We start from the raw sequence: 12,804 nt of genomic DNA, 5'->3' as shown, positions 1-12,804 counted from the left end.
TGCCGATGCGCCTCACGATAAAACTGGAAGCGCCGGGCGGCAAGCGCGGCGGCTCAGGCTCCCGCGGCACGCCGGCGGTCCAGTTCCGTCAGCACCGCGCAGAGGTTTTTCAGGAGCGGTGTCGCCGCGCCCGCCTGCTCTGCGTGGCGCAACGGCGTGCGAAACAAACTCTTCAGCTCCAACGGCTGGCCACGCTCGAAATCAATCAGCGTCGAGGCCCGGTAGGCGCCCATGGTCCTGGTGCGCGCCATCATTTTGTCAGCGAGTGATTCCGGGATCGCGAGGCCCTGTTTCGCGGCGGCGTGAATGACCTCGATCATCAGGGCCTGCACCAGTTCTGCCCAGCGCGCATCGCGCAATAGTTCGTCCGTTGCCAGACAGTCGCGCCGCAGCAGCGCGGCCGGCACCACGCCGGAGAGCATTGCTTCCACGCCAGCGATGCCGGCCACCCCCAGCCCGTTGAACGGAATGTTCCAAACCAGCTTTTCCCAGTGGGCGCGGCGGAGGTCGTCGCTGACCGTGCACTTCACGCCGGCCTGCACGAACCGGGCAGCAAGATCATGCGTGCGCGGCAACGCGGCGCGGCCAAACTCTCCAAGCTGGATGAAGCCCTGATCGATGTGGCGCACCAGCCCCGGCTCAAGGCGGTTCAGACACACAAAGCAGAGGCCGCCCATAATTTGGTCAGGCGGAAATAATCGGGCCAGGGCTTCCTCGTTGCCGAGCCCATTTTGCAGTGTCAGCACCAGGGTGCCCGGGCCCACCAGCGGCGGCAGCAATACAGAAAACTGATCGTTGGCGGTGGTCTTGAGTCCGATGACCACAAGATCGCACGCGCCGATCTCCTCGGGCTGTCGGGCCGCGTAGGGACGGGCAATGAAATTGCCGGCGGGGCTTTCGATGCGCACGCCGTGTTCCCGCACGACGTCATAATCCGACCGCAGCAGAAAATGCACATCATGTCCCGCCTGCCACAGCCTGGCGCCGTAGTAACTGCCCAACGCGCCACAACCAACCACGCCAATTTTCATGGGCGATGTTTACGACGAATCCGGGAAAAGAAAAAGGGCGCTCTGCCAGCAGAGCGCCCGTGAGAGTGGCGAACAATTACTTCGCGCCGAGGACGGCATCCTTGCAGGCCTTGGCGACGCGGAACTTCACGACGCGCTTGGCCGGGATCTGGATGGTCTCGCCCGTCGCGGGATTGCGGCCCTGACGCGCCTTGCGATTCACCAGCACGAGCTTGCCGAGCCCCGGCAGCGTGAAGGTGTTCTTCGCGTTCTTGTAGGCCAGCGTGGCCAGCTCGTCGAGGAACTGGGCGGACTGCTTCTTGGAAATGCCAACCTTCTCGGCGAGCGTTGCTGCAACCTGAGACTTGGTGAGTGCTTTTGCCATAATGTGTGCGTGTTAGGTTTTTGTTTTGTTGTAAAAGTCGTTCGACTCGCGCCTGAGTAAATGCTTCGAGGCAGGACGTCGCAAGTGAAAAATTGCGGAATTTTCTAGAAAAATAAGCAGTTTCGCCCGGTGGCGACAGGCTTGACTTGAATGGTTCGTCCACCAAGATGAACCGGGCATGGCGCTGTTCTCCATTCAAAATGAATTTCGCTACGAGATCACCCGGAAGATCTATGAGGGCGGCATGGGCGTGGTTTATGAGGCGGAGCAGCTCGGCACGCGCGGGTTCGTGAAGCGCATCGCCATCAAGGTCATCCGCCAGAATTACGCGAACCAAAAGCAGTTCATCGAAAACTTCATTGGCGAAGCCAAGCTCGTGGCGGACTTGATCCACACGAACATCGTGCAGACCTATCACCTCGGCGAAACCAACGGCGTTTACTTCATCGCGATGGAACTCATCCGCGGCGTGAATCTCGAACAGTTCGCGCAGCAGCTCACCGACCGCCGCCGCCAGCTGCCCAAGGAACTCGCCGTGTTCATCGTCAGCCGCGTCTGCCGCGGTCTGGCCTACGCGCACGCCAAAATGGACAAGGATGGACGTTCGCTGGGGATCGTGCACCGCGACGTCAGCTTCAAAAACGTCATGATCGCCTTCGAAGGTGACGTGAAGCTGACCGATTTCGGCATTGCGAAGGCGAAGGGCTTTCTCGTGGATCAGGAGGGCGAAGTCGTCGCCGGCAAGCCTGATTACATGAGTCCCGAACAGGCGGACTTCAAGATCACCGACAAACGTTCGGACCTGTTTTCCGCCGGCGTCGTGCTCGCCCATCTGCTGCTGGGACGAAACATTTTCAAGGGCGACTCCGCCGAGGAATCCCGTGGGCGCATCATGAACACCACCATTCCCGATTTTCGCGCGCTGGACCCGCGCGTGGACGACCGGTTGAACGAGATTTTGCACAAGGCCCTGGCGCGCGATGTGGAGGCGCGCTACCCGAACGCCGATGAAATGCTCTACGATCTCGAGCACTACATCTACCACTCCGGCTACGGCCCCACGAACGAAACACTGGGCAAGTTCATCCGTGAGTTGTTCGACCAGCAACCCACCAACCGGACGCCGCATCTCACCGGCCCCGCCGGCGCCATGGATTCCACCGTCCGCCTCAACCAGCCCAAGTCCTGATTTGATGAAACGTTCCTCCTCCACCGTCCGGGTCGGACTGGTGCAAACCGCCTGCTCCGCCGACCCCAAGAAGAATCTCGCCCTCACGCTCGACCGCGTTGAACAAGCCGCGAAACGTGGCGCGCAGATCATCTGCACGCAGGAACTTTTCCGCTCACAATATTTTTGCCAGAGCGAGAACCACGATTACTTCAAGCTCGCCGAAAAAATTCCCGGCCCCACGACCGACGCCTTCTGCAAGCTCGCGAAGAAATACAAATCCGTCATCATCGCCTCGCTCTTCGAGAAGCGCGCCTCCGGCCTCTACCACAACACCGCCGCCATCATTGACGCGGACGGCTCGTTCCTCGGCATCTACCGCAAGATGCACATCCCGGATGACCCGCTCTACTACGAAAAATTCTATTTCACGCCCGGCGACCTCGGCTTCAAGGCGTGGCAGACCCAATACGCCAAGATCGGCGTGCTGATCTGCTGGGACCAATGGTATCCCGAGGGCGCGCGGCTCACGGCGATGCAAGGCGCGGAAATTTTGTTCTATCCGACGGCCATCGGCTGGCATCCCGGCGAAAAGACCAAGTATGGCGCGCGCCAGCACGGCGCGTGGGAAACCATCCAGCGCGCGCACGCCGTCGCGAATGGCTGTTACGTCTGCGTGCCCAACCGCATCGGCCACGAAGTGCTCGACGGCGTGGGCGGCGACGGCATCGAATTCTGGGGGCAAAGTTTCATCGCGGGCACGTCGGGTGAAATCCTCTGCAAGGCGAGCGCGGACAAGGAGGAAATCCTCCTCCACGACCTCGACCTCGCAAACGTGGACACCACGCGCACGCATTGGCCGTTCCTGCGCGACCGTCGCATCGACGCCTACGGCAACCTCACCCAACGCTTCGTTGACTGAGCCGCGCCCCAACCCCGTCGCGTGGGTCACCGGCGCCGGTGGCTTGATCGGCAGCCATCTCGTCAGCACCCAAAAGCTCGCATCGGACTGGAAGGTCGTTGGCCTCACTCGCGCCGAACTGGACCTCACGGACGCTGATGCCGTCATCCGTCGTTTCCACGCCGAGTCCCCCGCCCTGGTGATTCACTGCGCCGCGAATTCCAGCAGCGTCGAGTGCGAGAAAACCCCCGCGCTCGCACGCGTGCAAAATGTCGAAGTCACTGCGCGACTCGCGGAGCTTTGCGCCAACGCTCAGTTCATCTTCCTCTCCACCGACCTCGTCTTCGATGGCCGCAAAGGCAACTACACCGAAGCTGACTCTGTGAGTCCGCTCGGCATCTACGCCGAAACAAAAGTTGCCGCCGAACAAATCGTCCTCGCCAATCCACGCCACACCATCGTCCGCACTTCGCTTAACGGCGGCAAGTCGCCCAAGGGCAATCGCGGCTTCGACGAGCAAGCCCGCAACGCGTGGCACGCAGGCCAGTCGCTCCGCCTGTTTACCGACGAATTCCGCAGCCCGATTGACGCCTCCGTCACCGCCCGCGCCATCTGGGAACTCGCACTCGCGAACGCCACCGGGCTTTTCCACGTCGCCGGTGCCGAACGCTTGAGCCGCTTCGAACTCGGTCAACTCCTTGCCGCCCGCTGGCCTGAGTTGAATCCGCGCATCGAAGCTGCCTCGCTCAAGGAGTATCACGGCGCCCCGCGTCCGCCCGATTGCTCGCTCAACTGCGCCAAAGTTCAAGCGCTGCTTTCCTTTCCGCTACCGCGTTACAGCGATTGGCTAGCGTCCACCCGTTGCGAATGAATCCACAATCTGCAATCGTCCATCCACGATACCGCGGCCGCATTGCCCCCTCGCCCACTGGTTATTTGCACCTCGGCCACGCGCGCACGTTCTGGACCGCCCAGCAACGCGCGCGCGAACACGACGGCACGCTCATTCTGCGCAACGAAGACCTCGACCGTGCCCGCTGCAAACCCGAGTTCGTCCGCGCCATGTTCGAGGACTTGCGCTGGTTCGGTTTCGAGTGGAGCGAAGGCCCGGACTGTGGCGGACCGTTCGCGCCCTACAACCAAAGCGAGCGCCTGCCGTTCTATCGCGACGTGCTGAACAAACTCATTGAACGCGGCGCGGTTTATCCCTGCACCTGTTCCCGCAAAGACATCCAGGCCGCCGTCACCGCCCCGCACGCCGCCGATGACGAAGCGATTTACCCGGGAACCTGTCGGAACAAGGGTGATGAGTGGCGAGTAACAAGTGACAAGCAGCCGGGGCAGGCAACCAACTCATCACTCATCACTCGTCACTTATCACTCCGCTTCTCCTGGCGCTTCCGCGTTCCCGACGGCGAAACCATTTCCTTCGTGGACGGCAATCTCGGCCCCCAGCGGTTCATCGCCGGACGTGACTTCGGCGACTTCGTCATCTGGCGGCACGACGACGTGCCCGCCTACCAGCTCGCCTGCGTCGCCGATGACGCTGCGATGCAAATCACGGAAGTCGTCCGCGGGGCGGACCTGCTCGTCTCCGCCGCACGCCAGATCCTGCTCTACCAGGCGCTGGAGTTGCCGGCGCCGGCTTTCTTTCATTGCCCGTTGCTGACGGACGCACATGGCACCCGCCTTGCCAAGCGCCACGACGCCTTGAGCCTCCGCCACCTGCGCGAACAAGGCCGCGGACCAGAAGAAGTTCGGAGTGGCTGGTAAAACAAGATTCACCGCGGAGGCGCAGAGGCGCGGAGAGGAGAGCAGGCCTTCATTCTCTGCATCTCTGCGCCTCCGCGCCTCCGCGGTTACAGTCCGAGGTTCCTGATTTCCTGAGTTCCAAATTCGCCCCGTCTCCAGACTTGGCGGGCGTGGCCGCATCGTGTTTCATGTGTGTCGCATGTCCATGGACGACACGAATTCATTGATCGAACAACGCAAGGCCAAGCTCGCCGCGCTGAACGCCAAGGGTCTCAACCCCTTTATGAACAAGTTCACGCCCGACACCGAATGTGGCGCGGCGCGCACGAAGTTTGAAGCCGGCGAACTCACCGAAGGCGCCCCCGTGGCCGTCGCCGGCCGAATCACCGCGCACCGCGACATGGGCAAAAGCCAGTTCATGGACCTCAAGGACACTTCGGGCCGCGTGCAGATTTACGCACAGAAGAACGTCCTCGGCGACGAGCAATACGACGTCTTCAAGCATCTCGACATGGGCGACTTCATCGGTGTGAAGGGCACGATGTTCCGCACCAAGACCGGCGAGCCGAGCGTGAAGGTCGAGCGCTTCACCATCGTCGGCAAGGCGCTCCGCCCACCGCCCGGCCAGTGGTATGGCCTTGAAGACACCGAAATCCGCTACCGCCAGCGCTACCTCGACCTCATCGGGAACGACGAGGTGCGCGCCACCTTTCTCAAGCGCAGCGCCATCGTGCATGAGATTCGCCAGTTCTTTCATGGGCGCGGTTACGTGGAAGTCGAGACGCCCGCGATGCAGGCGATTCCCGGCGGCGCGGCGGCGCAACCGTTCAAGACCTTCCACAACGCGCTCGGCTGCGAATTTTATCTCCGCATCGCGCTGGAGCTTTACCACAAGCGGCTGCTCGTCGGCGGCATCCACAAGCTGTTCGAGATCGGCAAGAACTTCCGCAACGAAGGCCTCTCGCGCCGGCACAATCCCGAGTTCACGATGCTTGAAGCCTACTGCGCGTTTGGCGATTACGAGACGATGAAGAGCACCGTAGAATCGCTGATTGTTCACATTGCAAAAAGCGTATTTCCCGAGAGGAAACTGAAGTTCCCACGCGTGCGACATGGCGAAACGAGCAGGGAGATTCTGCAATCGTTAGTCTATTGCTCGTCTAATTTAGGGCGGTTTATTGAAGCAACCTCAAGTTCATCGTCCGCAGAACACAACGCTGCCAAATCGCTGCTTGGTGAGATCTTCAAAGCGCGTGAGAAATACAATTCAAGCCGAAGTGAAAAGCCGCATTGGGAAATTGCCCGCGCAGCCTTGAATGATATTCGCCCCCTGTTCGAACGAACAAAAGAAGCACTTAAGAACTGGAATGATCCAGATCATCCAGCCGGATTAGATTCTTGGGCTCCACAGGTCGATCGACACCTTGCCGAGCTTGAGAAGCTGACAACAGAGGAAATAATCGACCTACAGACGCCGTGGAAGTGCGCAAAATATAAAGACCTCGTCCGCGAAAAAGTCGCCGAGAAGACCGAGGGCAAAGTTGCCGATTGGTTCGCGCTCAGTCCCGCCGAACGCCGTCGCGTCGCCATCGAGGAGTTGAAGATGGAAGGCGAAATCGCCACCGGCTACGAAGACTTTGAAGTGACCGGCGCGGTGTTCGAGAAGCTCGTTGAACCCACGCTCATCAACCCCACATTCGTCACGCACCTGCCGAAGGAACTCGTGCCGCTGGCCAAGCTTTCCCCCGACGACCCGACGACCGTCGAGGTCTTCGAGTGCTGCATCAACGGGCAGGAGATTTCGCCCGGCTACACCGAGCAGAACGATCCCATCGTGCAACGCGCCACGCTGGAGCACCAGGCCGGCGGCGAGCAGCAGAAATTGGACGACGATTTCCTCGTCGCCCTCGAACACGGCATGCCCCCGGCCGGCGGCATCGGCATCGGCATTGACCGTCTCTGCATGATGCTCCTCGGCCAGGAAAGCATCCGCGACGTGATCCTCTTCCCGCAGATGAAGCCGAAGTGAGGCGTAATGCGTGTTCCGTTCTGACAAGTTGCCCGCGCTTGAGATTAAGACTAACTTGGCTCCGTTATGACGCTCACAATTCCATCTGAACGGCTCGGGAACCTCAGCCTGAGCGAGCAGGACGCGCTGGTGGATATCGCCATTGGCCTCTACAAACGGGAGGAAATTTCCCTTGGACGGGCGGCGGAAGTGGCGGGCATTTCCTCCGTGCAAATGCTGGGCGAACTGGGGCGCAGACATATTCCCATCAATTACGGTCCGGATGATTTGCGGGCGGACCTTGCCACGCTGAACGAAAAACCCTGAATCAACAGGCATGAGTGTCGTCAGCGATACCACCGCCATTACCACCCTGCTCAAAGCCGGAGAACAGCACCTCCTTCAGCGGTTGTTTGAATGCGTTCTCGTTCCACAGGCCGTTTGGGACGAGTTGAGCGCCTTTCACACGGCACTTCCCGCATTCATCGAGCTTCGTCCGGTGACCAATCCAGAAGGGCGTCTGCCGGGAACTGAACTGCTCGGGCGCGGGGAGGCTGAAGCGTTGTTGCTGGCCAGGGAATTGAATGTCCGCTTGCTGCTGACCGATGATCGTAAAGCCCGGCTCGCCGCCCGACGGCTGCACATTCCCTGCTTTGGCCTGGTCGGCATGATCGTCCAAGCCAGGAGGCTGGGCTGCATCAAGTCCGTCCGCAACACGCTGGACCAGCTTGAATCCAAAGGTGGCTTGTATCTCTCTGATGCGGTGAGGGACGAGGCTCTGCAGCTGGCGAACGAAGGTTAATGCCTCCACGACTGCCGCTACTTCCGGGCCGCCCGTTCCAGATTTGCCGCTCCTTCGCACTGAGGCTTTGGATGCCGCGGCGCGAAACTTTTTCCAACACCGCATTCACCTCGTCCTCCGCCGGCCCGGACGGATGGTGCGGCCGCGGTTTTGGCGGTGAACGCCGCTCGGGAAGAAAATGTTTCAGCGGCAGCCTCAGCGGGTTTTTCCACAGATAAAGGAACATCAGGCCGCCCGCCGCAAGAATCGTGATGAACAGCCAGGGCGATTGCGCGACGGCCGCGGGTTGAATCGCTGCCGCAAGCAGGAGTCCGATCACCGCCCCGCCAATGTGCGCGTCGTGACCGACATTGCTCCAGCCGTGTTTCATCGCGAAGAACGAATACGCCAGGTAGCCGATGGCATACAGCCAGCCGGGAATTCCAATCGGGATGAAGAACAGGAATATGCCGCCGCCGGGGAAGAACAGGATCCACGCGAACAGGATGCCGCACACGCCGCCCGAAGCGCCGAGCGCGCGATACTCATGATGCCGGTGCAGCCAGAGTGAAAGCAGGCCGCCACCGAGGATGCTGGCGAAGTAGATGCCCAGCATCACTCCGGCGCCCATTCCCAGTTCGATGTCGCGCCCAAAAAAGTAGAGCGTGAACAGGTTGCCAAAGAGATGATTGCCATCGAGGTGCAGCCACGCCGAAGTGAGCAGCCGATGGTATTCCCGCCCCTCAAGAATCGCCCGCGGCTCGAAGATGAGTTTTTCGCGCAACGCCGGGCTTTGGAAGGCCCGCAGCGAGACCATCACCGTGGAGACGATGAGGACAAGGGTAAAGGCCGGCAACTGTTCCATCACGGCGCACGCTGGCCGAAACCCGCCCGGACGTCAACCGGCACAGGCCGGAAAAACCAAAGCCACCGCACGCTCGCGGTGGCTGGTGGAAAGACGCGAAATCGCAGACGGCTCAGTGCCGGACGCGGCGCTTGACGTTGATTTGCGCGAGGGCGTTGCTCAAGGAGGCACGGACCAACGCCTCTTCCTCGCCATTGAGCTTCTCGGCGAGGCGGGCTTCCGCGCGCTTGCGGGCCGCCTCGGCCGCCGCTTCGTCGATGTTTTCGGCACGCACGGCCATGTCGGTCAGAACCGAAACCCGGTCGGCGGTGATTTCGACGAATCCCTCGCCCACGGCCAGCAGGCTATCCTGCCCGCCTTTGCGGACACTGATTTCGCCCGGGGCTATCTGGGTCATCATCGGCACGTGCTGCGGAAAGATGCCCATCTCGCCTTCAATGCCCGGCAGGGTGACCATTTCGACGTCGTCGGAGTAGGTCACCGCTTCGGGTGTGACAATTTCCAATTTGAGCGTGCTGGCCATTATGTTCGTTGAATCGTTGATTCGCGAACCGTTGCAGCGGGGTAACGATGCAACGATCCCACAAATTACGCCTCGTTGATCTCGTCGATGCCGCCCTTCATGTAGAAGTTCATTTCGTTCACGTCGTCGTGCTTGCCTTCGAGGATTTCCTTGAAGCCGCGCACGGTTTCCGCGACGGGCACCTGCTTGCCGGGACGGCCGGTAAACACTTCGGCCACCGAGAACGGCTGGCTGAGGAAGCGTTGAATCTTGCGCGCACGGAACACCGTGAGCTTGTCTTCGGGCGAAAGCTCGTCCATGCCGAGAATCGCGATGATGTCCTGCAAATCCTTGTAGCGCTGAAGCACCTTCTGCACGCCGCGAGCGACGTTGTAGTGTTCCTCACCAACGAACTCAGGCGCGAGCGCACGGGAATTGGATGCGAGCGGATCCACGGCGGGATAAATGCCGAGTTCCGCGATGGAGCGCTCCAACACGATGGTCGCATCCAAGTGCGCGAACGTCGTGGCCGGCGCGGGGTCGGTCAAGTCGTCCGCAGGCACGTAAACGGCCTGGAACGATGTGATGGAACCCTTCTTCGTCGAGGTGATGCGTTCCTGGAGGTTGCCCATTTCGGCGGCCAGCGTGGGCTGGTAACCGACGGCGCTCGGCGTGCGGCCGAGGAGCGCGGACACTTCGGAACCCGCCTGCGAGAAGCGAAAAATGTTGTCCACGAACAGGAGCACGTCCTGATTCTTTTCGTCACGGAAATATTCCGTCACGGCGAGCGCCGAAAGCGCCACGCGCAGACGCGCGCCGGGGGGCTCGTTCATCTGGCCATACACCAGACCGATCTTGGAACCTTCCTCGATGATCGGCAGGCCGTTCTCGCCCTTCACCGGATGGCCCTTGGCGTCCTTCTTCACCTTGATGACGCCGGCCTCGATCATTTCGTTGTAAAGATCGTTGCCTTCGCGCGTGCGTTCACCGACGCCCGCGAACATCGAAACGCCGCCGTGCAGCTTCGCGATGTTATTGATGAGCTCCATGATGACGACGGTCTTGCCGACGCCGGCGCCACCGAACGCGCCGACCTTGCCGCCCTTCAAGAAGGGGCAGATGAGGTCGATGACCTTGATGCCGGTGGTCAGCACCTGCGGCGTGGTGGACTGGTCCACCAACGCGGGCGCTTCGCGATGGATCGGGTAAAACTTGTCGGCTTTGACGCCGCCCTGCTCGTCCACGGCCTGCCCGGTCACGTCAAACACGCGGCCCATGACGCCTTCACCCACAGGCATGGCAATGGCCTTGCCGGTGTCGGTGATCTCCATGCCGCGCTTGAGACCTTCGGTGCTGCTCATGGCGACGGAGCGGACCCAGTTGTCACCGAGATGCTGCTGCGTCTCGAGCGTCAACTTGGTGGGCACGCCGCCGGGCGGCGTGAAATCCACGGTGAGCGCATTGTAAATGGCCGGGAGCTGGCCGGGGAACTCGATGTCCACGACCGGGCCGATGATTTGAACGATTTTGCCTTTGTTCATGGGCGCTTAGAATTGGGGTCTGGTCCTCAGCCCATCGCCATCTGGGCGGTGGTGATTTCCAAAAGTTCCTTCGTGATGTTGGCCTGCCGCAGCTTGTTGTATTCGAGCGTCAGGCTCTTGATGAGTTGCTTGGCGTTGTCGGTTGCGTTCTTCATCGCCACCATGCGCGAGCTGTGCTCGGACGCCTTGGCTTCGAGGAGGAACTGGTAAATCTCAAAATTCAGCGCGCGGGGCAGCAGTTCGCCGAGCACCGCCTCCGCCGAGGGCTCAAACAAATATTCCGTGGTGGTCTGCTCCAGCGGCAGCGTCGGCCGTTCGCCGTGCACGCCAGCATGGACGCCGTTGATTTCGGCAATCGGCAGCATCGGCCGCGCCTCGGGCTTCTGCGTCAGCGTCGAAATGAAGTTCGTGAAGAGCACCACCACTTCGTCCACCTCGCCCTTGATGAACAGGTCCTGGGCAAACTTGGAAATGGCGCGGGCCTCGGCAAATTGCGGGTTGTCCTTGTAGGTGAACTCGGCGGCGATGGTGCGCCGGGTCCGCGCGGCCCACTGCGCTGCCTTCTTCCCGGCACAGATGAACACCGTCGTGTCCTTGTCAAACTTCGCGGCTTCGCGCAGCAAGTTCGTGTTCAACGCGCCGCAAAGCCCCTTGTCCGTGCTGATCAGAATCACCGCCCGCTTGCGGATTTCGCGCTTATCGAGCAGTGCATGTGCGAAGTCGCCCGCGCCGGCGGTCGCGTGCGCCAGCACCTTGTTCATCAACGCGGCGTAAGGCCGGCCCGCGAGGGCGGCCTGCTGCGCCTTGCGCATCTTCGCGGAGGCCACCATCTGCATGGCCTTCGTGATCTGCGCCGTGTTCTTGACCGACTTGATGCGTCGGCGGATGTCGCGTGTGCTCGGCATGAGCGGCTGCGTTGACTAAATTAACGATAGGTTTGTTTGAACTCGGCGACGGCGGCCTTGAGTTCGCCCGCCAGCGCGTCGCTGATCGCCTTCTCGGTGCGAATCTTGTCGAGCAGGGCCGTCTTCCGGCTCGTCAGGAAGTCAGTCAGCTTCGTCTGGAAATCCTTCACCTTTTCGACCGCGACGTCGTCGAGGAAGTTGTTCTGCATCGCCCACAACACGGCGGCCTGCACTTCCACGGCAATCGGGTTGTATTGGTTCTGTTTGAACAATTCCACGATGCGCTTGCCGCGCTCGAGAATGGCCTGCGTCTTCGCGTCGAGATCGGAACCGAACTGGGCGAAGGCCGCCAGCTCGCGGAACTGAGCGAGGTCGCCCTTGATGCGGCCGGCCACCTGCCTCATCGCCTTGATTTGCGCGGCGGAACCGACGCGGCTCACGGAGAGACCGACGGAAATCGCCGGGCGCACACCTTGATAGAACAGGTCGGTTTCGAGATAAATCTGACCGTCGGTGATGGAAATCACGTTCGTCGGAATGTAGGCGGACACGTCGCCCGCCTGCGTCTCGATGATGGGGAGCGCGGTGAGCGAACCGTTGCCGTTCTTCTCGTTGACGCGCGCGCTGCGTTCGAGCAGGCGGCTGTGGAGATAGAACACGTCACCGGGATACGCCTCACGACCGGACGGGCGCTTCAGCACGAGCGACACCTGGCGGTAAGCCACGGCCTGCTTGGAGAGATCATCGTAAATGATGAGTGCATCCATGCCGTTGTCCATGAACCATTCGCCCATCGCCGCGCCGGCAAACGGCGCGAGATACTGGGCGGACGCCGGGGCGTCGGCGCCGGCGGCGACCACGATCGTGTCTTCCATCGCGCCCGCTTTCTCCAACTCGGCGATGACGCGCGCGATGTTGGACTGCTTCTGGCCAACCGCGACGTAGATGTTGTAAACGGGGCGGAAATCCTTGTCACCCGAGGCGCG

At 61.2% G+C, this 12,804-nt stretch carries 14 protein-coding genes; 6 read left to right on the top strand and 8 right to left on the bottom strand.

Annotated elements, in window-relative coordinates:
- Nucleotides 1-53: 53 nt before the first annotated feature.
- Together VFV96_12980 and VFV96_12975 are read right to left on the bottom strand one after the other, a co-directional pair.
- Nucleotides 54-1,031 (bottom strand): 2-dehydropantoate 2-reductase, encoded by a 978-nt coding sequence (locus tag VFV96_12980; protein HEU5071312.1) that lies wholly within the window; start codon nucleotides 1,029-1,031, stop codon nucleotides 54-56.
- 76 nt (nucleotides 1,032-1,107) lie between these two features.
- Nucleotides 1,108-1,395, bottom strand: coding sequence for an HU family DNA-binding protein (locus VFV96_12975; GenBank protein HEU5071311.1), 288 nt, complete (start codon nucleotides 1,393-1,395; stop codon nucleotides 1,108-1,110).
- A 178-nt stretch (nucleotides 1,396-1,573) separates the two neighbouring features.
- Here VFV96_12975 and VFV96_12970 point away from each other — a divergent pair, with 178 nt between their 5' ends.
- From VFV96_12970 to VFV96_12945, 6 genes are all read left to right on the top strand, one after another.
- Nucleotides 1,574-2,584, top strand: coding sequence for a serine/threonine-protein kinase (locus VFV96_12970; GenBank protein ID HEU5071310.1), 1,011 nt, complete (start codon nucleotides 1,574-1,576; stop codon nucleotides 2,582-2,584).
- 4 nt (nucleotides 2,585-2,588) lie between these two features.
- Nucleotides 2,589-3,485, top strand: coding sequence for a carbon-nitrogen hydrolase (locus VFV96_12965; GenBank protein ID HEU5071309.1), 897 nt, complete (start codon nucleotides 2,589-2,591; stop codon nucleotides 3,483-3,485).
- Entirely contained in the window at nucleotides 3,478-4,335 is an 858-nt protein-coding gene (locus tag VFV96_12960) for an SDR family oxidoreductase (protein HEU5071308.1), read from the top strand. Before VFV96_12965 ends, VFV96_12960 begins: the two co-directional genes overlap by 8 nt.
- The gene (gene gluQRS, locus VFV96_12955) at nucleotides 4,332-5,237 is read left to right on the top strand and encodes a tRNA glutamyl-Q(34) synthetase GluQRS (GenBank protein HEU5071307.1); all 906 of its coding nucleotides are present in this window, start codon (nucleotides 4,332-4,334) and stop codon (nucleotides 5,235-5,237) included. The genes VFV96_12960 and gluQRS overlap by 4 nt, the downstream gene beginning before the upstream one ends.
- A gap of 343 nt (nucleotides 5,238-5,580) precedes the next feature.
- Nucleotides 5,581-7,245 carry an amino acid--tRNA ligase-related protein gene (locus tag VFV96_12950; protein HEU5071306.1) on the top strand — a complete coding sequence of 555 codons (1,665 nt, stop codon included), beginning with the start codon at nucleotides 5,581-5,583 and terminating at the stop codon, nucleotides 7,243-7,245.
- Nucleotides 7,246-7,311: 66 nt separating this feature from the next.
- Nucleotides 7,312-7,551, top strand: a complete 240-nt coding sequence (locus VFV96_12945) for a UPF0175 family protein (protein HEU5071305.1) — start codon at nucleotides 7,312-7,314, stop codon at nucleotides 7,549-7,551.
- 1 nt (nucleotide 7,552) lies between these two features.
- On the opposite strand, the gene VFV96_12940 is transcribed toward VFV96_12945, so the two are convergent.
- The 6 genes from VFV96_12940 to atpA form a co-directional block, all read right to left on the bottom strand.
- Nucleotides 7,553-7,903, bottom strand: a complete 351-nt coding sequence (locus VFV96_12940; protein ID HEU5071304.1) for a hypothetical protein — start codon at nucleotides 7,901-7,903, stop codon at nucleotides 7,553-7,555.
- 19 nt (nucleotides 7,904-7,922) lie between these two features.
- Nucleotides 7,923-8,870 carry a rhomboid family intramembrane serine protease gene (locus VFV96_12935; protein ID HEU5071303.1) on the bottom strand — a complete coding sequence of 316 codons (948 nt, stop codon included), beginning with the start codon at nucleotides 8,868-8,870 and terminating at the stop codon, nucleotides 7,923-7,925.
- Between the two features lie 112 nt (nucleotides 8,871-8,982).
- Nucleotides 8,983-9,393, bottom strand: coding sequence for a F0F1 ATP synthase subunit epsilon (locus VFV96_12930; protein ID HEU5071302.1), 411 nt, complete (start codon nucleotides 9,391-9,393; stop codon nucleotides 8,983-8,985).
- A 65-nt stretch (nucleotides 9,394-9,458) separates the two neighbouring features.
- Complete coding sequence (gene atpD / locus VFV96_12925; protein ID HEU5071301.1) at nucleotides 9,459-10,913, bottom strand: F0F1 ATP synthase subunit beta; 1,455 nt, start codon at nucleotides 10,911-10,913, stop codon at nucleotides 9,459-9,461.
- A gap of 26 nt (nucleotides 10,914-10,939) precedes the next feature.
- Nucleotides 10,940-11,818 (bottom strand): ATP synthase F1 subunit gamma, encoded by an 879-nt coding sequence (gene atpG, locus VFV96_12920; GenBank protein ID HEU5071300.1) that lies wholly within the window; start codon nucleotides 11,816-11,818, stop codon nucleotides 10,940-10,942.
- A 20-nt stretch (nucleotides 11,819-11,838) separates the two neighbouring features.
- Nucleotides 11,839-12,804: F0F1 ATP synthase subunit alpha (gene atpA / locus VFV96_12915; GenBank protein HEU5071299.1), on the bottom strand; the 966-nt coding region annotated here is incomplete at its 5' end.

Source organism: Verrucomicrobiia bacterium (assembly GCA_035765895.1).
Lineage (GTDB): Bacteria > Verrucomicrobiota > Verrucomicrobiia > Limisphaerales > DSYF01 > DSYF01.
This window is presented reverse-complemented; position numbering and strand designations above follow the sequence as displayed.

Bases quoted from the DNA above. Each gene is read 5' to 3' on its own strand.
- VFV96_12980 (HEU5071312.1), bottom strand. From the start codon at position 1,031: ATGAAAATTGGCGTGGTTGGTTGTGGCGCGTTGGGCAGTTACTACGGC.
- VFV96_12975 (HEU5071311.1), bottom strand. From the start codon at position 1,395: ATGGCAAAAGCACTCACCAAGTCTCAGGTTGCAGCAACGCTCGCCGAG.
- VFV96_12970 (HEU5071310.1), top strand. From the start codon at position 1,574: ATGGCGCTGTTCTCCATTCAAAATGAATTTCGCTACGAGATCACCCGG.
- VFV96_12965 (HEU5071309.1), top strand. From the start codon at position 2,589: ATGAAACGTTCCTCCTCCACCGTCCGGGTCGGACTGGTGCAAACCGCC.
- gluQRS (HEU5071307.1), top strand. From the start codon at position 4,332: ATGAATCCACAATCTGCAATCGTCCATCCACGATACCGCGGCCGCATT.
- VFV96_12945 (HEU5071305.1), top strand. From the start codon at position 7,312: ATGACGCTCACAATTCCATCTGAACGGCTCGGGAACCTCAGCCTGAGC.
- VFV96_12935 (HEU5071303.1), bottom strand. From the start codon at position 8,870: ATGGAACAGTTGCCGGCCTTTACCCTTGTCCTCATCGTCTCCACGGTG.
- VFV96_12930 (HEU5071302.1), bottom strand. From the start codon at position 9,393: ATGGCCAGCACGCTCAAATTGGAAATTGTCACACCCGAAGCGGTGACC.
- atpD (HEU5071301.1), bottom strand. From the start codon at position 10,913: ATGAACAAAGGCAAAATCGTTCAAATCATCGGCCCGGTCGTGGACATC.
- atpG (HEU5071300.1), bottom strand. From the start codon at position 11,818: ATGCCGAGCACACGCGACATCCGCCGACGCATCAAGTCGGTCAAGAAC.